Raw genomic sequence first — 23,366 nt, 5'->3', positions numbered from 1 at the left:
CCGTTTTCTCCGGGTGGTGGCCGGTAGTGGATGATGGGCCCATGAGCGAGCCCACGACGTCCCCGCGCGCCGTTGTCCTGGCCGGCCCGACTGCGGTTGGCAAGGGCACGGTGGTTGCCGAGCTGCGACGGCGCCACCCCGGCCTGTACGTCTCCGTGTCCGCCACGACCCGCCGCCCGCGCCCGGGGGAGGTGGACGGTGTCCACTACCACTTCGTCACCGACGAGGAGTTCGACCGGCTCGTCGCCGAGGACCAGATGCTCGAGTGGGCCCTCGTGCACGGGCGCTGCCGCTACGGGACCCCGCGCGGCCCGGTACAGGCCGAGCTCGGCGCCGGCCGTCCCGTCCTGCTCGAGATCGACCTCGACGGCGCCCGGCAGGTGCGCCGCACCCTGCCCGAGGCGCGGCTCGTCTTCCTGGCCCCGCCCAGCTGGGACGAGCTCGTCAACCGCCTCGTCGGCCGGGGCACCGAGGACGCGGCCGAGCGTGAGCGGCGCCTGCTCACCGCGCGCACGGAGATGGCCGCCGTGGACGAGTTCGACCACGTCGTCGTCAACGACACCGTGGCGCGTGCCACGGATGAGCTCGAGGGCCTGCTCGGCCTGGCGGGCTAGACTGTCCCGGTTACCGCACGGCCTGTCAGGGCCGGTCACGCGCTCAGAAAGCAGGTCACGCACATGCTCGGTACCTCCCCCCAGCCCGAGGGCATCACGAACCCGCCGATCGACGACCTTCTGGAGAAGGTTGACTCCAAGTACGGGCTCGTGGTGGAGGCCGCCAAGCGTGCCCGGCAGATCAACAGCTACACCCAGCAGCTCGAGGACAACCACCTGGAGTTCTTCGGCCCCCTCGTGGAGACCGAGACGGAGGAGAAGCCGCTGGGCATCGCGCTGCGCGAGATCGCCGCGGACAAGCTCGAGGTCATCGCGGGTGACGTCGCCCGCGCCCGCCGCGCCGAGGCCGAGGAGGCCCGCCGGGCCGCTGAGGAGGACACGTTCTCCGACCTCTTCCGGGACAACCCGCTGTCGCTGGGCGAGGAGGGCCCGGCCACCAGCGTGGACGACATCGAGTTCTGACGTCCTGGCCCTGGTGGAGCAGCACATGAGCGCACGCGCCGCGTCCCCGACCGGGAGGCGGCGCGTCGTCGTCGGCGTGTCCGGGTCCATCGCCGCCTACAAGGCGCCCACGGTGGTGCGGCGCCTGCGGGAGGCCGGCTGCGAGGTCAGGGTGGTCGCCACCGAGGCGGCCCTGCGCTTCATCGGCGCCCCGGCCCTGGCCGCGGTGTCCGGGGGGCCGGTGTCCACCGGCGTCTTCGACGACCCCGCCGCGGTCGAGCACGTGGCCGTGGGGGAGTGGGCCGAGCTCGTCCTCGTCGCCCCGGCCTCCGCGGACCTCCTCGCCCGTGTGGCGGCCGGACGAGCGGACGACCTGCTCACCGCCACGGTCCTGACGACCACCGCGCCGGTGATGCTGTGCCCGGCGATGCACACCCAGATGTGGCGCAACCCGGCGACCGTCGAGAACGTCGCCACCCTGCGCCGCCGTGGCCTGGACGTCCTCGAGCCCGCCGACGGCCGCCTGACCGGCGAGGACTCGGGCACCGGGCGCCTGCCCGAGCCTCAGGACATCGTCGCCGCGGCCCTGAGCGCCCTGGCTCACCGGCGCACGCCTGAGGCAGCGGCCCAGGTCCTGGCCGGGCACCACGTCGTCGTCAGCGCGGGTGGCACCCGCGAGCCCCTGGACCCGGTGCGCTACCTCGGCAACCGCTCCTCCGGGCGCCAGGGCGTCGCCGTCGCCCGCGCCGCAGCCGCCCAGGGGGCCCGGGTCACCCTCGTGGCCGCCAACATCAGCGAGGACCTCCTGCGCGGCCTGGGGCCGACGGTGGAGGTCCTCGCGGTGGGCACCGCCCTGGAGCTGCAGGACGCGGTCAGGAGCGCCTGCGTTGACGCCGACGCCGTCGTCATGGCGGCCGCCGTCGCCGACTTCAGGCCCCGCAGCGTGCACAGCGCCAAGATCAAGAAGCACGTGCTGACCCCCGGCCAGGAGGGTGGCGCGCCGCGGCCGGCCCCCATCGAGCTCGTCGAGAACCCCGACGTCCTCGCCGGCCTCGTGAGCCGCCCGCCGCGCACGGACGGGGTGCGCACCCTCGTCGTCGGCTTCGCCGCCGAGACGGGTGACGCCGACGGCGACGTCCTCGCCCACGGCGCCGCCAAGGCACGGCGCAAGGGCGCCGACCTGCTGGCCGTCAACGCGGTCGGCCAGGCGCTGGGCTTCGGCGACGTGCCCAACGCCGTCGTCGTGCTCGACGCCCACGGTGCTGAGGTCGCGCGCGCCCAGGGGACGAAGGACGAGGTCGCCCGGGCGCTGGTTGCGCTGGTGGCCGATCGCCTGGCGGGGACGTGCGCTGACGCACAGTGACCAGGTCCTCCGGGGCCCGGTTCGTGTCCTGTCCCGCCGGTAGGCTGTGCCCGTGAACTCCTCCCTCCGTCTCTTCACCTCTGAGTCCGTCACCGAGGGCCACCCGGACAAGATCTGCGACCGGATCTCCGACTCCGTCCTCGACGCGATCCTCGAGCAGGACCCGGCCGCGCACGTCGCCGTCGAGACCATGATGACCACGGGCCTCGTCCACGTCGCCGGAGAGGTGACGACGAGCGCCTACGTGGAGATCCCCCAGATCGTGCGCGACGAGATCGTCGCCATCGGCTACGACTCCTCCGACGTCTGCTTCGACGGCCGCTCCTGCGGTGTGTCGATCTCCATCGGCCAGCAGTCCCCGGACATCGCCGCCGGCGTGGACAAGGCTCTCGAGGTGCGTGGGGAGGGCGTCGGCCTCGACCCGCTCGACGCCCAGGGCGCCGGGGACCAGGGCCTGATGTTCGGCTACGCCTGCACGGAGACCAGCGAGCTCATGCCGCTGCCCATCCACCTGGCCCACCGCCTCGCCGAGCGGCTGACGGCCGTGCGCAAGCAGGGCGTCGTCGCGGGCCTGCGCCCCGACGGCAAGACCCAGGTCACCATCGGTTACGAGGGGGACCGGCCCGTCAGCCTGACCAATGTCGTGCTGTCCACCCAGCACGACGAGGACCGCAGCCAGGCGTGGCTGCGCGACGCCCTGACCGAGGAGGTCCTCGTCCCCGTGCTCGTCGTCGAGCAGGCCAAGGGCCTCGACCTCAACGTCTCCGGTGCCGAGGTCCTCGTCAACCCCTCAGGCCGGTTCACCATCGGCGGCCCGGCCGGGGACGCGGGCCTGACCGGCCGCAAGATCATCGTCGACACCTACGGGGGCACGGCCCGCCACGGCGGCGGCGCCTTCTCTGGCAAGGACCCCTCGAAGGTGGACCGCTCGGGCGCCTACGCCATGCGCTGGGTCGCCAAGAACGTCGTCGCCGCAGGCCTGGCCGAGCGCTGCGAGATCCAGGTCGCCTACGCCATCGGCTCCGCCTACCCCGTGGGTCTGTACATCGAGACCTTCGGCACCGAGACGGTCGCGGTGGAGCGGATCCAGGCCGCGGTGCAGGAGGTCTTCGACCTGCGCCCGGCCGCCATCATCCGCGACCTCGACCTGCTGCGGCCGGTCTACCGCACGACGAGCGCCTACGGGCACTTCGGCCGCCCCGGCTTCACATGGGAGGACACGAGCCGCGCGCCGCTGCTGCGCGCCGCGGTCTGAGCCGCCGGGGCCCGGGCCGCAGGGGAGCAGGCCACGACGAGCAGGAGGAGGGGCGATGAGCCGCACCGGCCAGCAGGACGCGCTGCTCGTGGCCCCCGCCCCTGCCCAGCGCCGTGTGAGCGGCGGCGGCGTCATGGCGCCCGTGGCCAGGGTCCTGCTCGACTCGGGTGTGCCGCACCTGGACCGTCTCTTCGACTACCTCGTGCCGCCCGGGCTCGACGCCGCCGCCGCCGAGGGCGTGCGCGTCGTCGTCCGCTTCGGTGGGCAGGAGGTCCAGGGATGGGTCTGGGAACGCGCCAGCACGACGACGCACACCGGCCGGCTGGCGCCCGTGCGCCGCGTCGTGTCCGACCTGCCGGTTGTGCCCGAGGCCACCCGCAGGCTCGTGGAGGCCGTTGCCGCCCGCACCGCAGGCACCCGCTCCGACGTCCTGCGCCTGGCCGTGCCCACCCGGCACGCCACCACGGAGCGCGCCGTGCGCGCCGAGCCCCCCGGGCGCCTGCTCCGGCCCGCCCGCCCGCAGGCGGCCGCCACCGGCTGGGGCGCCTACACCGGTGGCGCCGTCTTCCTGGACGCCGTCAGCGACGGCCACGCCCCGCGGGCGGTCCTGACCGCCCTGCCCGCGCGCGAGGGCGTCCTCGACGACTGGGAGGTCCTGCTCGCCCAGGCCGTGCGGGCCAGCTTGTCCAGCGGGCGCGGGGCGCTCGTCGCCGTCGCCACCACCGCCCAGGCTGAGGAGCTGGCGCCGCGTCTTGGTGACGCCCTCAATGGTGAGGAGGTCCTCGTCCTCAGCGCCGAGCACGGCCCGGCCCGCCGCTACCGGGTCTTCAGCAGGCTGCTTCTGGGCCGCGCGCGCGTGGTCGTCGGCACCCGCGCCGTCGCCTTCGCCCCCGTGGCGGGGCTCGGCCTGGCCGTCATCTGGGATGACGGCGACGACCGCCTTGACGAGCCCCGTGCCCCCTACGTCCACGCCCGCACCGTCCTGGCCCTGCGCAGCGGGCTCGAGCACTGTGCCCTGCTCATCGCCTCGCGCACGCGCAGTGTCGAGGCCCAGTCCTACGTCGCGCAGGGCTGGGCCCGCGACCTTGAGGCCCCACTCCCCCTCGTCCGCGCCACCGTGCCCCGCGTCGAGGTCCCCGCGGACGCCGAGCTCGGCCGCGAGGGCGCCAGCGGCCGAGCCCGTGTCCCCTCCCTCGCGCACCGCGCGCTGCACCGGGCCCTGGGCCACGGACCCGTCCTCGTCCAGGTCGCCCGCTCCGGCTACGCACCCGTCGTCGTGTGCGCCACCTGCCGCGCCGTCGCCCGCTGCCGCTCCTGCTCGGGCCCGCTGTCGATGAGCCGACGTGGTGAGGCGGCCTGCCGCTGGTGCGGGCGTCCCGGGGCCGGGTGGGCGTGCCCGCAGTGCGGGGGCGAGCGCCTACGCATGGGCGGATCGGGCTCCGTGCGCACGGGGGACGAGCTCGGCCGCGCCTTCCCGGGCGTGCCCGTGGTTGTCTCGGGCACCCGAGCCGACCACGGCGTGGTCACCACGGTGGACGCCGCCCCCCGGATCGTCGTGGCCACCCCCGGCGCCGAGCCGGTCGCCGAGGGCGGCTACACGGCGGTCCTCCTGCTCGACGGCGCCGTGCTGTCCTCGCGCCCCGAGCTCGGGGCCTCGAGCGAGGCCCTGCGGCGGTGGGCCAATGCCGTCGTCCTCGCCCGGCGCGACGCCCGGGTCATCCTCCTGGGCTCTCCGGACCTGGCTGTCTCCCAGGCCCTCATGCGCTGGAACCACGCCGGCTTCGCCGCCGAGGAGCTGCGTGAGCGGCTCGAGCTCGAGCTGCCGCCCGCCGTGCGCTGCGCCCGCCTCGACGGCCCGCTCCCGGCGGTCGAGGCCTACCTCCAGACGGCGCGGGAGCAGGGCTGGGACGTGCTCGGACCGGTCCACGCGCCACAGCCAGTGGCCCAGCCCACGAGGGCCGGCGTGCCGGTGCCTGAGCGTGTGCGGGCCCTCGTGCGCGTGCCGCTGAGCCAGGGCCATGACCTGGCCGAGACGCTGCGCCTGCAGTCACGCGAGCGCTCCGTGCGCCGCGAGGACCCCGTGCGCATCGAGCTCGACCCCACCGTGCTGTGGTAGGCCGGTGCCAGTGCGGCGCGCAGGCCACCTGGGGCGGGCGCGGGGAGGTCACCGGCAGGAGCCCCGGGTAGCATGGCAGGCCAGCAGCACCGAGTGTGAGGAGACGCCGTGGAGCACAGCAGCGGGTCCGCCCCTCAGACGGCCTGCGCCGGGCACGGAGCGGTCCCCATCGACGCCGTCGTCCTCGACTGGGGCAACGTCCTGCACCGGTGGCAGGCCCACCGCGCCGTCCAGGGGCGGGTCGATCCCTCGGTGTGGGAGGAGATGGCCACCACCGGCGAGTTCACCCGGTGGAACGCCCTGTGGGACGCCGGCGCCACTAAGCAGGAGGTGCTGGCCGCCGTCGCCGCCGAGCAGCCCGCGCGCACGGACAAGGTCGAGGCCATGCGCACCTACTGGGAGCACTTCGAGGACACCCTCACCGGTCCCGTCCCCGGCACCGCTGCCCTTGTCCAGGCGCTGCTGGGCGCCGGGACGCCCCTGTACTGCCTGACGAACTTCAACCACCTGCTGTGGCCCCTGGGGCGTGAGCGCGTGCCGGAGCTCGCCCGTTTCCGTGGCGTCGTCGTCTCCGGCGAGGAGCGCCTGGTCAAGCCTGACGCCCGCGTCTACCGCCTCCTGCTCGAGCGCTACGGGCTCAGTGCCGGGCGCACTCTCTTCGTGGACGACTCCGCGGCCAACACCGCCGGGGCCGCGGCCGTGGGCCTGCTGACCCACCACTTCACCACCGCTGCCGCGCTGCGCGAGGACCTGGCAGCACGGGGCCTGCTGCCCGCCGCCATAGACTGAGACCCATGCGTGTTCTCTTCGCCGGCACCCCCGAGGTCGCCCTGCCCGTGCTGCGTGCCCTCATGGACCACGAGGAGCACGAGGTCGTCGGGGTCCTCACCCGCGCCGACGCCCGCCGGGGCCGCGGACGCACACTGCACCCCTCACCCGTCGCCGCCCTCGCCCGTGAGGCCGGCCTTGACGTGCGCACCCCGGCCACCCTCAAGGACGAGGACACGCAGGCCTGGGTACGCGGCCTGGGGGCGCAGGTCGGCGTCGTCGTCGCCTACGGCAGGCTCGTGCCCCCCGCCCTGCTCGACGTGCCCGCCCACGGCTGGCTCAACCTCCACTTCTCACTCCTGCCGGCCTGGCGCGGCGCCGCCCCCGTGCAGCGGGCTGTCATGGCCGGGGACCGGGTGACGGGGGCGAGCGTCTTCCGCCTCGAGGAGGGCCTCGACACCGGGCCCGTCTACGCCACGCGCACCGTGCCCGTGACACGGCACGACACGGCTGGTGACCTGCTCACCCGCCTCGCCGACGAGGGCGTCCCCCTCGTCCTGGACGTGCTCAGCGGCCTGGCCCGCGGCAGCGCCGTGGCCACCGCGCAGCCAGAGCAGGGCGTGAGCCTGGCCCCCGTGCTCGTGCCGGCCGACGGCGTGGTGGACTGGAGCCGTCCCGCCGAGCAGATCGACCGGCAGGTCCGCGGCGTCACCCCCGCCCCCGGGGCCCGCACCACCTACCTCGGCACATCCCTGCGCCTGGGCCCCCTCGAGGCCGTGGCCGAGGGCGACGCCACCCTGGCACCCGGAGAGCTGCACGTGACCAAACGAGAGGTCCTGGTGGGAACTGGGAGCACGAGCGTGAGGCTGGGGCTCGTGGCCCCGGCCGGCAAGAGCTGGATGGAGGCCAGCGCCTGGGCCCGTGGCGCGCGCCCCGTCCCCGGCACCCGCCTGGGCACGAGCGACGACGGGCAGGCTCGCTGATGGGCGGCGACCGGGGCGCCCGGGCAGGGCGTGGTGCCGGGCACGGTGGAGCACACCCCCACGCCGGCGCCCAACGGCGCGGTCAGGGACGCGAGCGCGGCCAGGGCAACCAGGGCGGGCGCCGTCACCGGGCCCGCGGGGCCGGCCAGGCAGACGGGATCGGGCAGCAGCCGGGCACCCGCCACGGGCAGGGCAGGCACCCCGGCACGCGCCGGCACGAGGCGGACCCGGCGCGCCTCGTGAGCCTTAAGGCCATGACCCGGGTGCGTGAGGACGGCGCCTACGCCAACCTCGTCCTGCCGCCTCTTGTCGACGAGGCCCGCCTCACCCGCCGTGACGCCGGCTTCGCCACGGCCCTGACCTACGGGACCCTGCGCCTGCAGGGCCGCTACGACGCGATCATCTCGCGCTGCGTGGACCGTCCCCTGGACAGGCTCGACGGCGTCGTCCTCGACGTCCTGCGCCTGGGCGCCCACCAGCTGCTCGGCATGCGCGTGGCCACCCACGGCGCTGTGGACGCCACCGTCAGCCTCGCCTCCCACGCCGCAGGGCGGGGCGCCGCCGGGCTCGTCAACGCCGTGCTCAGGCGCGTGGCGGGCAAGGACCTCGACGCCTGGCTCGAGGAGGTCTCCGCCCAGGCCCCCGACGAGCTCACCGCCCTGTCGCTGACCGAGTCCCACCCCCTGTGGGTCACGTGGGCCATGCGCCAGGCCCTCATGGCCCACGGGCGAGAGGAGGACGAGCTCGCCGCCCTGCTCGCCGCGGACAACACCGACCCGGCCGTCGTCCTGTGTGCCCGTGACGGCCTCATCAGCCCCGAGCACCTGGCCCGCCAGGTTGAGGCCGCCACCGGTACCAAGCCCCGTCCCGGTGACCTGAGCCCCTACGCCCTCATCATGGACGGGGGCGACCCCGGCCGTGTGGAGGCGGTGCGGCGCTCGCGCGCGGGCGTGGAGGACGAGGGCTCCCAGCTCGTTGCCCTCCTGCTGTCCGAGGCCCCCCTCGACGGCCGTGACGAGCGCTGGCTCGACCTGTGCGCCGGCCCCGGCGGCAAAGCGAGCCTGCTGGCCGCCCGCGCAGCCCAGCGCGGTGCCCACCTCGTGGCCAACGAGGTCACCGCGCACCGAGCGGCTCTTGTGCGCGGCGCCCTGCGCGCCGTGCCCGAGGGCGTGGCAGAGGTCCGGTGCGAGGACGGGCGCGGCTACGGCCAGGCCGAGCCGGGCCGCTACGACCGGGTGCTCGTTGACGCCCCCTGCTCGGGGCTCGGCTCCCTGCGGCGCCGGCCCGAGGCGCGCTGGCGCAGGGAGGCGACGGACGTCACCGAGCTGGCCGGCCTCCAGCGCGAGCTGCTCACCAGCGCCCTGGGGGCGGTGCGTCCGGGCGGCCTGGTCGCCTACGTCACCTGCTCGCCGCACGTGATGGAGACCCGTCTGGTGGTCCAGGACGTCATGAGGCGCCTGGCCCGGCAGGGTCAGGACACCGAGCTCGTGCACGCCGGTGACGTCGCCACCCGCGTGGCCCCTGTGCCCCCGGCGGGCGCCCGTGACCAGATGCTCCAGCTGTGGCCGCACGTGGACGGCACAGACGCCATGTTCTGCGCGCTCGTGCGACGGCGCTCCTGAGCGACGAGCCCGCGCCTGCCCTGTGAGTCCCGCACTGTGAAGGAGCCCCGATGACCCCGTGCGCCGCTATCCACCCCTCGATCCTCAACGCCGACCAGGCGCACCTGGCCGATGAGCTCGCCCGTGTCGAGGGCGCCGACGGCCTCCACCTCGACATCATGGACAACCACTTCGTCGGCAACCAGTTCGGCGGCCCCTCCCTGGCCCAGACGGTGCTGGAGCACACGAGCCTGCCCGTGGACGCCCACCTCATGATCGAGGACGCGGACCGCTGGGCGCCCCAGTACGCGGAGATGGGCTGCGCGGTGGTCACCGCCCACGCCGAGGCCACGAGGGCGCCCTTCGTCCTGACGCGTGAGCTGCACCGCCTGGGTGCCGGCGCGGGCCTGGCCCTGCGCCCGGCGACGCCGCTGAGCGTGCTGGAGCCGGTCCTGGCCGAGATCGACCTCCTGCTGCTCATGACGGTGGAACCCGGCTTCGGCGGCCAGTCCTTCATCGACCTCATGCTCCCCAAGATCGCCCAGGCGCGGCGCCTTGTCAGCGAGCAGCACCTCGAGCTGCGCATCCAGGTGGACGGCGGTGTCAACCGCTCGACCATCGAGCGCGCCGCCGAGGCGGGGGCGACGGTCTTCGTGGCGGGCTCGGCCGTCTACGGGGCGCAGGACGCCCTGGAGGAGGTCGAGCACCTGCGGGCGCTGGCCTCAGGGCACCACCACCCCTGAGGTTTGTGGGTAACCTCTAAAACTCGTCTGCGATCTCCTCATCCTCTCCTGCACGGGCCCCAAGCCCCGGGATGTCGCGGAACGGCGCCATGGGCACAACAAGGGCGGCGTGTTTTGTGTGGTGCGCACAAGTGACGCTGAAACGGATCGCCTCTAGCGTGGGGGTGCTGGCGCAGCCACGTCATGCCCTTGTGCATCACGTGCTGTGACGGCACCGCCGGACGACCACCCCCGTCAGCGCTCAGGTGCTGGCACGGGCGTCCGGCCCGGAGGACCGAAGGGATCCCGCTTTGTGCGGGACCACGATCCTCCTCAGAGCGCCGAGACACAGAGGAGCACCGTGCCCACGAGAGCGACCACCAGGGTCCTTGACCGCGTCCTCATCGCCAACCGCGGAGAGATCGCCCTGCGGGTCGTGCGGACCGTCCGCGACCTCGGCGGCACGTCGATCCTGCCCTACACGCCTGAGGACCTCATGTCCCCGGCCGCCGAGCTCGCGGACGAGGCCTACGCCCTGCCCGAGGGCAGCGGGTACACCGACGCCGAGGCCGTCCTCGCGCTGGCCCGTGAGACCGGAGCCCAGGCCATCCACCCCGGCTACGGCTTCCTGTCCGAGAACGACTCCTTCGCTCAGGCCGTCATCGACGCCGGCATCGCGTGGGTGGGCCCCAGCCCCAGTGCCATGCGGGCCCTGGGGGACAAGATGAGCGCCCGCGCCACCGCCGAGCGGGCCGGGGTCGCCCCCGTGCCCGGCATCACCGACTCGGTCACGGACCCCGCCACCGTCATCGCCTTCGCCGCCGAGCACGGCTACCCCGTGGCCCTCAAGCGCACCGACGGCGGTGGCGGACGCGGCATCACCGTCCTGCACGACGACGACGAGGCCCGCACCACCCCCGCCTTCGCCTCGGCCGAGGCCGGCGGCGGCACCCTCATCCTCGAGAAGTTCGTCACCGCGGCCCGTCACGTCGAGACCCAGTGCGCCCGCGACGGCCACGGCGCCTTCGCCGTCGTGTCCACCCGCGACTGCACGCTCCAGCGGCGCAACCAGAAGCTGTTCGAGGAGGCCCCGGCCCCCTTCCTGCCTGCGGGCACCCACGAGCGCCTCGTCGAGGCCTCCCGGCGCCTGCTTGAGACCGTCAGCTACGTCGGCGTCGCCACCTGCGAGTTCCTCCTCACCCCGGAGGGCGACCTGTGGTTCCTCGAGGTCAACCCCCGGCTTCAGGTCGAGCACTGTGTCTCGGAGGAGGTCACCGGCACCGACCTCGTCGAGGTCCAGCTGCGCATCGCCGCCGGCGGCGGGCTCGGCGAGGTCCCCGAGGTCCGCGGGCACTCGGTCGAGCTGCGCATCACGTGCGAGGACCCGGCCACCGGCATGTCGCCCTCGACCGGGACCATCACCCGTCTGCGCTGGCCCGCGGGCCCCGGCGTCCGCATCGAGTCCGGTGTCGTCGAGGGCGACGTCGTCACCCCCCTGTTCGACCCCATGCTCGCCAAGATCGTCGTCACCGGCGCCAGCCGCGAGCAGGCCCTCGCCCGCGCCCGCCGCGCCCTGCGCGAGACGGTGGTTGAGGGCGTCACCGTGTGCACGGCCCTGCACGAGCACGTGCTCAGCCGCCCCGAGCTCACCGGACCGGACGCCGACGGCGGCCTGGGTGTGACCACCCGCTGGATCGAGAGCTCGGTCCTGCCCGCCCTCAGCGCCCCGGCGGCCGCCAGCGTTCCGCTCATCGGCGAGGTCCCGAGCGCGGGCACGAGCACCGTCGCCGGGCCGCGCACCCGCTCAAGCTACGTCATCGAGATCAACGGCCGCCGCCTGAGCCTCACCCTGCCCGACGGCATCCTGGGTGGGCCCGGCGCCCGGCACAACATCGGGGCCCGTCCCCACCGGGCCCCCCAGCCGCTGCGCTCGCGCTCACGCGCCCGCTCCGGGGGCCAGCTTGCCGTTGACGGCGGCGCCCCCGCACCCGAGGGCGTCATCGCCGCCCCGATGCAGGCGATCGTCACCCGCATCTGCGTCGAGCCCGGGTGCCGTGTCCACGAGGGCGACCTCCTCGTGGTCCTGGAGTCGATGAAGATGGAGAACTACGTGCACGCCCCCCATGACGGCCTCGTCGAGGCCGTTGACGTCAGCGCCGGGCAGACCGTCAGCGCGGGCGAGGAGCTGCTGCGCCTGAGCAGCCCCGGTGAGCCGACCGACGAGGCACAGGAGGCCTGAGCCGTGACCACAACCGCCACCCCCAGCGCCTCCGGCGCCACCACCCCGAGGCCCCACCAGGCCCCCGGCGGCCTCCCGCTGGCACAGACCCTGGCCGGCTCGCCGGCCACCGAGGCCTTCCGCGAGCGCGCGGACCGCATCGCCCGCGAGGCCGAGGACACCGCCGCCGCCCGCCAGCACGCCAAGGGCAAGCAGACCGCCCGCGAGCGCATCGACGCCCTGCTCGACATCTCGACCTTCCTCGAGATCGGCCGCTACACCGGCTCCGGCGCGGGGGACAAGGCCCGCCCGAGCGGTGTCGTCACCGGGTTCGGGCAGATCGACGGCCGTCAGGTCGCCGTCTACTCCCAGGACTTCTCCGTCTCGGGTGGCGCGCTGGGCGCGGTGGAGGGCGACAAGATCGTGCGCCTGCTCGACGACGCCCTGCGGCTGCAGATCCCGGTCATCGGGCTCATCGACTCCGGCGGCGCCAAGATCCAGGAGGGGGTGGCGGCCCTGCGCCAGTACGGGCGCATCTTCAACCGCACCTGCGCCGCCTCCGGGCTCGTGCCGCAGATCAGCGTCATCCTCGGTCCCTGCGCCGGCGGCGCCGTCTACAGCCCCGCGCTGACCGACTTCGTCATCGCCACCCGCGAGGCCTCGCACATGTTCGTCACCGGGCCCGACGTCGTGCGCGCCGTCACCGGTGAGCGCATCAGCGCCGAGGACCTCGGCGGCGCGCAGATCCACGGCTCGGTCTCCGGCGTCGTCCACTACGTCGCCGAGGACGAGGCCGACGCCCTGGCCCAGGTGCGCACCCTGCTGGCCTACCTGCCCTCCAGCGCCGAGCAGGAGGCACCCCGTTACGCCTACGACGACGCCGACCGGGTCCAGGACCGCCTGGCCGCTGCCGGCGTGGGCACGATCGTGCCCGCCTCCACCCGGCAGGCCTACGACGTCGTCGATGTCGTCGCAGCCCTCGTGGACCACGGCGAGCTCGTCCAGGTCCAGGAGGACTTCGCCGCCAACGTCGTGGTCGGCTTCGCCTGCTTCGAGGGCCGTCCGGTCGGCATCGTGGCCAACCAGCCCATGGTTGACGCCGGCACCCTCGACGTGGACGCCTCCGAGAAGCTCGCCCGCTTCGTGCGCTTCTGTGACGCCTTCGGGCTGCCCGTCGTCACCTTCGTCGATGTGCCCGGCTACCGCCCCGGCGCCGAGCAGGAGCACGCCGGCATCATCCGGCGCGGCGCGAAGGTCATCAACGCCTACGCCACCGCCACCGTCCCGCTGGTGACCGTCGTGCTGCGCAAGGCCTACGGCGGCGCCTACATCGTCATGGGCTCCAAGGCCATTGGAGCCGACCTCAACTTCGCCTGGCCCGGCGCCGAGATCGCCGTGCTGGGCGCGGCGGGCGCCGTCGGCATCATCCACCGCCGCGAGCTGGCCAGGGTGCGCGACGAGCAGGGCGAGCAGGCCGCCGCCGCCGAGCACGAGCGCCTGGTCGCCGAGTACGACAGCAGCGTCATCAACCCCGACAAGGCCGTGGCCATCGGGGAGATCGACGCCGTCATCGCCCCCGAGGACACCCGCACCGTCATCGTCGACTCCCTCGCCGCCCTGGCGGCCAAGCAGGACGCGGCGCGCACGCCAACCAAGAAGCACGACAACGGACCCCTGTGAGCCCCACGTGAGCACGAGCACCCCCACCACCGACCCGACCCAGACCCCGACGACTGAGGACCGCATGAGCACCCAGCCCACCACCACCAGCACCACGACGGCCGACCGCCTCGCCCAGGGCGAGGGCTACGTCCTCATGTTCGGAGGACAGGCCACCCCGTGGCGCGCCACCCTCAGCGAGCTGGTCGGCACCGACCGCAGCCTCGCCGCCGGCCTCGTGGCCCTGGACGAGGCCGTCTGCCGCCGTCTGGCCCCCGTGTCCACCGACCTGCTCGTCGTCACCCCGCGCGGCGGCCGCCTGCTCGACGAGTCCGCCACCCCGCTCGCCCCGGCCAGCGCCGCCGCGGACACCGCCGACGTGTCCGTGCCCGGCATCCTCATGGCCCAGCACGCCGTGCTGGCCGGACTGCCCGGCGCCGGCGTCAACGTCCTGGGTGAGACCGCCCCCGCCGCGGTCATCGGCCACTCGCAGGGCGTGCTCGGCGTGGCACTGCTGCGGGCCCTGGCGGCCGCCGGCGGCGACATGACGCACGAGGGCGTCACCGACGTCCACGCCCTGGCGCGTCTCATCGGCGCGGCCGCTGCCCGCACCACCCAGCGCCTGGGACTGGGCGCCTCGGGTGAGTCCACCCCCATGCTCTCCGTGCGCGGAGTCACCCGCGAGGTCCTGGATGCCGTGCTGACGCGCGTGCCCGGCCTCACCGGGGAGCACGCCGTGACCGTCGGCGTCGTCAACGGCCGCCAGGCCCACATCCTGTCCGGGCGCCCGACGGACCTCGAGCGCGTCGTCACCGCCCTGGACAAGGCCGCGGCCCGCTCCGCCGAGGACCGCAAGGAGCGTCGCCGCGGCGGCGCCGTCCTGGCTCCCGTCACCGAGTTCCTCGCCACCTCCGTCCCCTTCCACACGCCGCTGCTCGAGCAGGCCGTGAGCGACGTCGTGGCCTGGGCCGGACGCTGCGGCATCGACACCGGGCTGGCGCACGACCTCGCCGTCGCCGTTCTCATCGACCCGGTCGACTGGCCGGCCCTGGTCACCGACGCCCTGGAGCGCGCCGACGGCGCCCGCCTCGTGCTCGACCTCGGCCCCGGCACCGTCCTGGCCCGCCTGACCGAGGCGGTCGTCGCCGGCACGGGCACGAGCGTCGTCGCCGCGGGCACCGCCCGGGCCCTGGACGACCTCGACCGCCCCGGCGCCGCCCCGGCACCCAGCGTGGACCGTGCCCGCTTCGCCCCGCGCCTGACCCGGCTGCCTGACGGCCGTCTGACCCTGTCCACGGCCTTCACCCGTCTGACCGGCCGCTCCGCGGTCCTGCTTGCGGGCATGACCCCCACGACGGTTGACGCCGAGATCGTCGCCGCGGCCGCCAACGCGGGCTACTGGGCCGAGCTGGCCGGCGGTGGCCAGGTCACCGCCAAGGTCCTGGCCGACAACCTCGCCTCCCTTGAGGCCCAGCTCGAGCCGGGCCGGACGGCCGCCTTCAACGCCATGTTCATGGACCGCTACCTGTGGAACCTCCAGCTGGGCACGCAGCGCCTGCTGTCCAAGGCCCGCGGCGCCGGCACCCCCATCGACGGCATCGTCATCTCCGCCGGCATCCCCGAGCTGGACGAGGCCCTCGAGCTCATCGAGCGTCTGCACGGCGAGGGCTTCCCCTACATCGCCTTCAAGCCCGGCACGGTGGACCAGATCCGTCAGGTCATCTCCATTGCCGCTGCCGCGCCGCACGCCCAGGTCATCATGCAGATCGAGGACGGGCACGCCGGCGGGCACCACTCGTGGGAGGACCTGGACACCATGCTCCTGGCCACCTACGACGCCGTGCGCGCCCGCGACAACATCGTCCTCGTCGTCGGCGGCGGCATCGGCACCCCCGAGAAGGCCGCCCGCTACCTCACCGGTGCCTGGGCCCGCCGCTACGGCACTGCCGACGCCCCGGTTGACGGCGTCATGGTCGGCACCGCCGCCATGACGGCCCTGGAGGCCAGGACCAACGAGGACGTCAAGCAGCTGCTCGTGGACACCCCCGGGATCACCGAGGGCACCGAGGGCGCCATCGACGGCTGGGTGGCCTCGGGAGCCTCCGCCGGCGGCATGACCTCGGGCCTGTCGCACCTGCGCGCCGACCTGTACGAGATCGACAACTCCTCCGCCCGCGCCGCCCGCCTCATCCAGGCCGTCGCCGGTGACGAGCAGGCCGTCGCCGCCCGCCGCGACGAGCTCATCGAGGCCATGTCCCGCACGGCCAAGCCCTACTTCGGCGACGTTGACGCGATGACCTACCTGCAGTGGCTCACCCGTTACGCCGAGCTGACCGTCAGCCCGCACGAGGGCCGCGCGGCCACCGAGGCCGACTGGATGGATGAGGGCTGGTACGACCGCTTCCTCGACATGCTGCACCGGGTCGAGGCCCGCCTGAGCGAGGCCGACCACGGCGAGGTCCCCACGCTCTTCGCGGACCACGCCAGCGTCCTCGACTCCGACGCCGCCCTGGCCGCCGTCGCCGAGCGCTACCCGGCCGCCACCACGACCCTCGTGGAGCCCGCGGACGCCGCCTGGTTCGTGGACCTGTGCGCCAAGCACCCCAAGCCCTGCCCCTTCGTCCCGGTCCTCGACGCCGACATCCTGCGCCGCTGGGGACAGGACTCCCTGTGGCAGGCGCAGGACCCGCGCTACACGGCCGACCAGGTGCGTATCATCCCGGGGCCCGTCGCGGTCGCCGGCATCACCACCGTCAACGAGCCCATCGGCCACCTCCTGGGCCGTTTCGAGGCCGCCGCCGTCCAGGCCCTGCAGGAGGCCGGCACCGCCGAGCAGGCCGCCGCCGGCCGCCTGGGCGCCAGCTCGCCGGCCGTGGGGGCCGCCCCCGTCAAGGACGCCACCGAGCTGGTGCGCGCCACCCCGCACGTGCTGTGGAACGGGCACCTGACCACCAACCCGGCGCGCGTCCTCGAGGACAGCGCCTACGACGTCGTCCACCGCCCCGACGTCGCCGAGGACGCCTACGACCTCGACATCCACCTCGACACCCACTGGGACGCCACTCCCGGCGGACAGTCCGTCCACGCCGTGCGACGCCTGGTCGTGCCCCTGCGGCTCGCCGCCGCCTGGGACGGGGCCGCCCCCCTGGTGGACCCCAGCCGTATCAGTGACACGATGAACGAGCTGCTGCGCCGCACCGCCGGCGTCGGCTCTGTCTCCGCCGCCGGTGACCACATCGAGGCCCTGCCCGAGGTCGTCGCCGCCGTCGAGGGGGCTGTGGACGCGCTCGGCCGGCCCGCCACCCAGCCCTTCGGGACGGTCCACGACTCCTTCACGCTCGCGGCGACCCTGGGCGTGGACCACGCCGCCGTCACCGCCAACGCCCTTCCCACGGGCCTGAGCGCCGCCAGCCTCGTGCCGGACGCGCTGCTGGGACCCTGCTGGCCCACGGTCTACGCCGCCCTGGGCTCGGTTGTCGAGGACGGGATGCCGCTGATCGAGGGGCTGCTGGGCGCCGTCCACCTGGACCACACCGTCGACCTGCACCGCTCGCTGGCCGACCTGGCCGCCTGGGCGGGCCCGCAGGCTCGGGTGCGCGTGGACGGTTGGGTCGCCGCTCTGGAGGAGTCCAGCGCGGGGCGCGTGGTCGATGTGCGCCTGCAGCTGACCGACGCCTCCGAGGGCGAGCGCTCCGGCGAGGTCATCGCCCTCATGCGCGAGCGCTTCGCCATCCGTGGGCGCGCCCACGGCACGGCCGTGCCCTCCTCACCCGAGCTCGCCGGCGGCACCGGCCGCGAGGTCGAGCCCGCTGCGCGCCGCCTGCTGCGCCGCGTGCGCGTCACCGCGCCCACGGACATGACGGCCTTCGCACGCGTCTCGGGTGACTACAACCCGATCCACACCAGCTACCACGCCGCGAAGGTCGCGGGCATGCAGGCCCCGCTCGTGCACGGCATGTGGCTGTCGGCCACTGCCGAGCAGGTCGCCGCCTCCACCGACGTCGACGGCCAGCGCCACGTGCTCGCCGGCTGGACCTACGTCATGCTGGGCACCGTCGACCTGGAGGACGTCGTCGAGATCTCCGTCGAGCGCACGGGCCTCGTGCGCGGCGGCGGCCTCGCCCTGGAGGTCACCTGCCGCATCGGCGACGAGGTCGTCTCACGCGGCACCGCGGTCACCACCGCCGAGCCCACCGCCTACGTCTTCCCCGGCCAGGGCATCCAGGCCCAGGGCATGGGCCTGGACGAGATGAGCGCCTCGCGCGCCGCCCGCGAGGTGTGGGAGCGCGCCGACGCGCACACCCGCGCCGAGCTCGGCTTCTCCGTCATCAACCTCGTGCGCGACAACCCCACCGAGATGACGGCACGGGGCACCACCTACCGCCACCCCGAGGGCCTGCTCAACCTCACCCAGTTCACGCAGGTGGCGCTCGCCACCGTCGCCATGGCCACCGTGGCCAGGCTGTCCGAGGCGGGGGCGCTGGTCGAGGACGCCGCCTTCGCCGGCCACTCGCTGGGCGAGTACACGGCCCTGAGCGCCTACGGGCGCGTCATGCCGGTGGAGACGACGATCTCCATCGTCTTCCAGCGCGGCTCGACCATGCACAGCCTCGTCGAGCGCGACGAGAACGGCGCGTCGAACTACCGCATGGGCGCCCTGCGCCCGGTGATGGCCGGCATCCGCGCTGAGGACGTCGAGTCCTACGTGGCCGGTGTCGCCGAGGCCTCGGGCGAGTTCCTGCAGATCGTCAACTACAACCTCGCCGGCCAGCAGTACGCGGTGGCAGGCACGGTCAAGGGGCTCGAGGCCCTGGCCCGCGACTCGCGCGAGCGGGCCGAGGCGCGCGGCGCGAAGAACCCCTTCATGTACGTGCCCGGCATCGACGTGCCCTTCCACTCCGAGGTGCTGCGTCCGGGCGTGCCCGAGTTCCGTGACCGGCTGCTCGCCCTCATCCCGCAGGACCTCGACCACGAGCGCCTCGTGGGCCGCTACGTGCCCAACCTCGTGGCACGCCCCTTCGCCCTGACGCCCGAGTTCGCCCAGGCGATCCTCGACGTCGTGCCCTCCGAGCCCGTGCGTGAGGCCCTGGCGGACTGGCCGGCGCGTGCCAGCCGTCCGCGTGAGCTCGCCCGCCTGCTGCTCGTCGAGCTCCTGGCCTGGCAGTTCGCCTCCCCGGTGCGCTGGATCGAGACGCAGGACGTGCTCTTCCGCGCCCAGCAGGACGGCGGGCTGGGCATCGAGCACCTCGTGGAGGTCGGCCTGGCCGCCTCCCCGACGCTGGCGAACATGGCGGCGCGCACGCTGCTGCTGCCGGCCTACGCCGGACGCCGGGTCGTCGTCCACAACGTCCGCCGCGACGAGTCGCGTGTGCTCGCCACGGACACCGACCCGGCCGTCGAGGAGGTCATGGACGACGCCCTGCCGACGGCGACGCCCGCGCCCGTGGCCTCGGCGCCGAGCCCGGACACGGCTGCGCAGGCTCCGGAGCCCGAGCAGGCCCCGCAGGTCGAGGTCGTGCCCGCAGCGCCCGCTCCCGCCGTGGCCGCAGGCCCGGTCGAGGACCTGCCCTTCGGCGCCACGGACGCCCTGACCGTCCTGCTCGCGCACGCCGCCCGCCTGGCCCCCAGCCAGATCGGCGCCACCGACACCACCGAGACCCTCACCAACGGCGTCTCCTCGCGGCGCAACCAGCTCCTCATGGACCTGGGCACCGAGCTCCAGCTGGCCTCCATCGACGGCGCGGCTGACGCCGACATGCCCTCGCTGGCCGCCATCGTCGCCAAGGGCGCCCCAGGCTACAAGCCCTTCGGCCCCGTGCTCACCGACGCCATCCGCTCCGGCCTGGGCCGGATCCTCGGCCCGTCGGGGGTGCGCGCCAGCCGCGTCGCCGAGCGCGTGACCGGCACCTGGGGCCTGGGCGAGGGCTGGGTCTCCCACGTCACCGTCGCCCTGTTCCTGGGCACCCGCGAGGGCGCCTCCGTGCGCGGCGAGGACCTGGCGACCCTGGGCTCCTCGGCCCCGCTGGGCTCCGCCGCCGCCGTGGACGCCCTTATCGACAAGGCCGTCCAGGCGGTCGCCGCAGACCACGGCGTCGCCGTCGCCAAGCCCTCCGCGGGGGGTGGCGCCGGAGGCTCGGTCGTGGACTCCGCGGCGCTGGACGCCTTCAGCGAGAAGGTCACCGGCGAGGCCGGCGTGCTGGCCACGACGGCCCGCACCCTGCTGGAGGCCCTCGGCCTGGCCGCCCCCGCGGGCGCCAGCGCTGAGGCGCTGGCCGAGGCCGCCTCGGACTCCGCGGCCACCCAGGCCCTCGTGTCCGCCGTTGACGCCGAGCTCGGCACCGGCTGGCTGGCCTCCGTCACCCCGGCATTCGACCCGCGGCGGGCCGTGCTCATCGACGACCGCTGGGCCACCGCCCGCGAGGACCTTGCCCGCCTGGGCAACGGCGAGATGCGCATGAGCCAGGCGCGCGAGCACCTGGCACCCGAGCGCTTCACGGGCCTGGGCCAGGCCGTGGCCGACCAGGCCGCCTGGTGGGCGCAGCGCCTGGAGTCCGAGGGCCACGGCAAGCGTGCGACCCTCGCCCGCGCCATCAGCGAGGCCGCCCGCACGACGCCGCAGCCGGGCTCCGCCCCGGTCCGCTGGGCCGAGGACGTTGCCGTTGTCACCGGCGTGGCCCCCGGCTCCATCGCCGCGGCCGTCGTCGGCGAGCTGCTGTCGGGCGGCGCCACGGTCATCGCCACCTCCTCGCGTCTGACCCACGAGCGCCTGGCCTTCGCGACCAGGCTCTACCGTGAGCACGCCAGCGCCGGGGCGCGCCTGTGGATCGTGCCGGCCAACCTCGCCTCGTACCGCGACGTTGACGCGCTCGCCGCGTGGATCGGCAACGACGAGGTCGTCACCTCGGGCGGCACCTCCACCCTCGTCAAGGAGGCGCTGGTTCCGACCCTCCTGTTCCCCTTCGCCGCACCGCGCGTGTCGGGCACACTGGCCGACGCGGGCCCCGAGTCCGAGTCCCAGACCCGCCTGCTCCTGTGGAGCGTCGAGCGCACCATCGCGGCGCTGTCGGCCATTGGCACGGACACCCACGTGGACCACCGTCTGCACGTGGTGCTGCCGGGCTCGCCGAACCGAGGCACCTTCGGCGGCGACGGCGCCTACGGCGAGGTCAAGTCCGCTCTGGACGCCGTGGTCAACCGCTGGTCCTCCGAGAGCTCCTGGTCCCAGCGCGTCACGCTGGCCCACCCGCGCATCGGCTGGGTGCGCGGCACCGGCCTCATGGGCGGCAACGACCCGCTGGTCGCCGCCGTCGAGGCCGCGGGCGTGCGCACCTGGGCGACCGAGGAGATCGCCGCCGAGCTCGTCGCCCTGTGCCTTCCCCAGGTGCGTGCCGCCGCCGCCCAGGCGCCGGTGGACGCCGACCTCACCGGCGGCCTCGGTGACGGCGTGGACCTCGTGGCCCTGCGCGAGCAGGCCGCCGGCACCCCACAGGCCCCCGTCGAGGAGTCCGGGACGCAGGCAAGCGTTGCCGCCCTGCCCACCCCGGTCACTCCGGTGCAGCCCACCGCCCCGGACTGGGGCGAGGTCACCACGGACCTGGAGGACATGGTCGTCATCGTCTCCACCGGCGAGGTCTCGACCTGGGGCACCGCCCGCACCCGCCGTCAGGCCGAGCTGGGCATGAGCGGCGGCGAGGACGTCGAGCTCACCGCCGCCGGCGTGCTCGAGCTCGCCTGGGGCATGGGCCTGCTCACGTGGCAGGACTCCCCGACGGCCGGCTGGTACGACGCCGACGGCGAGATGGTCGCCGAGGACGAGATCTACGACCGCTACCGCGACGAGGTGGTGGCCCGCTGCGGCATCCGCCAGTTCACCGACGACGGGGTCATCGCCCCCGACGCGGAGATCGACGTGCCCGTCTACCTCGACGCCGACATCACCCTCAGCGTCCCCGACGAGGCCACGGCCCGTTCGGTGGCGCAGGCCGACCCCGAGCACACGCTCATCGAGGCCGATGCGCAGACGGGGGAGTGGACCGTCACCCGCCTGGCCGGCTCGATGGTGCGTGTGCCGCGCCGGGCCGCGCTCTCGCGCACGGTCGGCGGCCAGATGCCCACGGGTTTCGACCCGCGCAGGTGGGGCATCCCCGCCTCGATGGTCGAGGGCATGGACACGATCGCCTCCTGGAACCTCGTGACCGCGGTGGAGGCCTTCCTCGCGGCCGGCTTCACTCCCGCTGAGCTGCTCACGGCCGTTCACCCCTGCGACGTCGCCTCCACGCAGGGCACCGGCTTCGGCGGCATGGAGTCCATGCGCAAGATGTTCGTCGGCAGGCTCCTGGACGAGGAGCGTCCCAGCGACATCCTCCAGGAGGCCCTGCCCAACGTCGTGGCAGCGCACGTGATGCAGTCCTACGTCGGCGGCTACGGCTCGATGGTCCAGCCGGTGTCGGCCTGCGCCACCGCAGCGGTCTCCGTCGAGGAGGGCTTCGACAAGATCGTCCTGGGCAAGGCCGACGTCGTCGTCGCCGGCGCCATCGACGACATCTCCATCGAGTCGGTGGTCGGCTTCGGCAACATGAACGCCACCGCCGAGGCGGCCGCGATGCGCGCCAAGGGCATCTCGGACCGTCACTTCTCGCGCGCCAACGACCGCCGTCGCGGCGGCTTCGTCGAGGCCGAGGGAGGCGGCACCGTCATCCTCGCCCGGGCCTCGGTGGCCCAGCGCCTGGGCCTGCCGGTGGCCGGTGTGCTCGGCTTCGTCTCCTCCTACGCCGACGGCGCCCACACCTCCATCCCGGCCCCCGGCCTGGGTGCGCTCGGTGCGGGCCGCGGCGGCACGGGCTCCCGGCTGGCGCGTGCGCTCAGGGCACTGGGCGTCGAGGCCGACGACATCGCCGTGGTGTCCAAGCACGACACCTCAACCAAGGCCAACGACCCCAACGAGTCCGAGCTGCACACGCGCCTGGCCCGTGCCCTGGGCCGCAGCGAGGGCAACCCGCTGGTGGCGGTGTCGCAGAAGTCGGTGACCGGTCACGCCAAGGGTGGTGCCGCGCTGTTCCAGATCGCGGGCCTCACCGAGGTCCTGGCCACCGGGGTCGCGCCCGGCAACGCCAGCCTCGACGTCGTGGACGCGCCGCTGGCCAAGGACGCCTTCTGGGTGTGGCCGCGCACGCCGATCTGCCTGCCCACCCGCGGCGGCGTGGTGCGTGCCGGCCTGCTCACGAGCCTGGGCTTCGGCCACGTCTCCGGGCTCATCGCGGTGGTCCACCCCGGTGCCTTCGAGGCGGCGCTGCGTCAGGCCGGCGGCCAGGAGGCCGTGGACGCCTGGCTCGCCAGCGCCAACCGTCGTCTGGCCGAGGGCGCGCGCCGTCGTCGGGCGGGCATGATCGGGCGCGCCTCGCTCTTCGAGCCGGTTGAGGGCCGTCGCCTGGGCGACAAGGGCCCGCACCGCGACCCCCACGAGGTCGAGGCCGCCATGCTGCTCGACCCGGAGGCCCGTCTGGGCGCCGACGGCGTGTACCACGCGGGGCAGTGACCCCGGCGGTGCGCTTGGCCGCACCGTCAGTGAGTGTGGGCGGGGCCCGCAGCGAGCAGGTGCTTGCTGCGGGCCCCGCCCGTTGCTGTGG

Annotated in this window: 12 protein-coding genes; all 12 read left to right on the top strand. The window is 74.5% G+C overall.

All coding sequences use genetic code 11. The annotated features are described in order from the left end of the window. Positions 1 to 41 precede the first annotated feature (41 nt). Entirely contained in the window at positions 42 to 614 is a 573-nt protein-coding gene (gene gmk, locus ACSJJR_RS02710; protein WP_435941682.1) for a guanylate kinase, read from the top strand. Positions 615 to 677: 63 nt separating this feature from the next. Continuing rightward, entirely contained in the window at positions 678 to 1,076 is a 399-nt protein-coding gene (rpoZ, locus tag ACSJJR_RS02705) for a DNA-directed RNA polymerase subunit omega (RefSeq protein ID WP_435941681.1), read from the top strand. A 25-nt stretch (positions 1,077 to 1,101) separates the two neighbouring features. Continuing rightward, on the top strand, positions 1,102 to 2,418 hold the full coding sequence (coaBC, locus tag ACSJJR_RS02700) for a bifunctional phosphopantothenoylcysteine decarboxylase/phosphopantothenate--cysteine ligase CoaBC (protein WP_435941680.1): 1,317 nt from the start codon (positions 1,102 to 1,104) through the stop codon (positions 2,416 to 2,418). Between the two features lie 52 nt (positions 2,419 to 2,470). Beyond that, positions 2,471 to 3,673 carry a methionine adenosyltransferase gene (metK, locus tag ACSJJR_RS02695; RefSeq protein ID WP_435941679.1) on the top strand — a complete coding sequence of 401 codons (1,203 nt, stop codon included), beginning with the start codon at positions 2,471 to 2,473 and terminating at the stop codon, positions 3,671 to 3,673. Positions 3,674 to 3,728: 55 nt separating this feature from the next. Continuing rightward, positions 3,729 to 5,789, top strand: a complete 2,061-nt coding sequence (locus ACSJJR_RS02690) for a primosomal protein N' (RefSeq protein WP_435941678.1) — start codon at positions 3,729 to 3,731, stop codon at positions 5,787 to 5,789. A 108-nt stretch (positions 5,790 to 5,897) separates the two neighbouring features. Continuing rightward, on the top strand, positions 5,898 to 6,578 hold the full coding sequence (locus tag ACSJJR_RS02685; RefSeq protein WP_435941677.1) for an HAD-IA family hydrolase: 681 nt from the start codon (positions 5,898 to 5,900) through the stop codon (positions 6,576 to 6,578). A 5-nt stretch (positions 6,579 to 6,583) separates the two neighbouring features. Beyond that, positions 6,584 to 7,540 (top strand): methionyl-tRNA formyltransferase, encoded by a 957-nt coding sequence (gene fmt / locus ACSJJR_RS02680; RefSeq protein ID WP_435941676.1) that lies wholly within the window; start codon positions 6,584 to 6,586, stop codon positions 7,538 to 7,540. 254 nt (positions 7,541 to 7,794) lie between these two features. Continuing rightward, positions 7,795 to 9,162, top strand: a complete 1,368-nt coding sequence (locus ACSJJR_RS02675; RefSeq protein ID WP_435941767.1) for an RsmB/NOP family class I SAM-dependent RNA methyltransferase — start codon at positions 7,795 to 7,797, stop codon at positions 9,160 to 9,162. 50 nt (positions 9,163 to 9,212) lie between these two features. Then, positions 9,213 to 9,884, top strand: coding sequence for a ribulose-phosphate 3-epimerase (gene rpe / locus ACSJJR_RS02670; protein WP_435941675.1), 672 nt, complete (start codon positions 9,213 to 9,215; stop codon positions 9,882 to 9,884). Between the two features lie 340 nt (positions 9,885 to 10,224). Beyond that, positions 10,225 to 12,102, top strand: a complete 1,878-nt coding sequence (locus tag ACSJJR_RS02665) for a biotin carboxylase N-terminal domain-containing protein (protein ID WP_435941674.1) — start codon at positions 10,225 to 10,227, stop codon at positions 12,100 to 12,102. A 90-nt stretch (positions 12,103 to 12,192) separates the two neighbouring features. Then, positions 12,193 to 13,761, top strand: a complete 1,569-nt coding sequence (locus ACSJJR_RS02660; RefSeq protein ID WP_435941766.1) for an acyl-CoA carboxylase subunit beta — start codon at positions 12,193 to 12,195, stop codon at positions 13,759 to 13,761. A gap of 64 nt (positions 13,762 to 13,825) precedes the next feature. Beyond that, a complete protein-coding gene (locus ACSJJR_RS02655) occupies positions 13,826 to 23,275 on the top strand; it encodes a fatty acid synthase subunit beta domain-containing protein (protein WP_435941765.1) in 9,450 nt (3,149 codons plus the stop codon). Positions 23,276 to 23,366 lie beyond the last annotated feature (91 nt).

The organism is Actinomyces sp. W5033, assembly GCF_051303165.1.
The sequence above is the reverse complement of the archived record's forward strand: the minus strand, read 5'-3'. Positions and strand labels throughout refer to the sequence as shown.

Coding starts and splice junctions, on each gene's coding strand:
- gmk (WP_435941682.1), top strand. CDS start 42: ATGAGCGAGCCCACGACGTCCCCGCGCGCCGTTGTCCTGGCCGGCCCG.
- rpoZ (WP_435941681.1), top strand. CDS start 678: ATGCTCGGTACCTCCCCCCAGCCCGAGGGCATCACGAACCCGCCGATC.
- coaBC (WP_435941680.1), top strand. CDS start 1,102: ATGAGCGCACGCGCCGCGTCCCCGACCGGGAGGCGGCGCGTCGTCGTC.
- ACSJJR_RS02690 (WP_435941678.1), top strand. CDS start 3,729: ATGAGCCGCACCGGCCAGCAGGACGCGCTGCTCGTGGCCCCCGCCCCT.
- fmt (WP_435941676.1), top strand. CDS start 6,584: ATGCGTGTTCTCTTCGCCGGCACCCCCGAGGTCGCCCTGCCCGTGCTG.
- ACSJJR_RS02675 (WP_435941767.1), top strand. CDS start 7,795: ATGACCCGGGTGCGTGAGGACGGCGCCTACGCCAACCTCGTCCTGCCG.
- rpe (WP_435941675.1), top strand. CDS start 9,213: ATGACCCCGTGCGCCGCTATCCACCCCTCGATCCTCAACGCCGACCAG.
- ACSJJR_RS02655 (WP_435941765.1), top strand. CDS start 13,826: ATGAGCACCCAGCCCACCACCACCAGCACCACGACGGCCGACCGCCTC.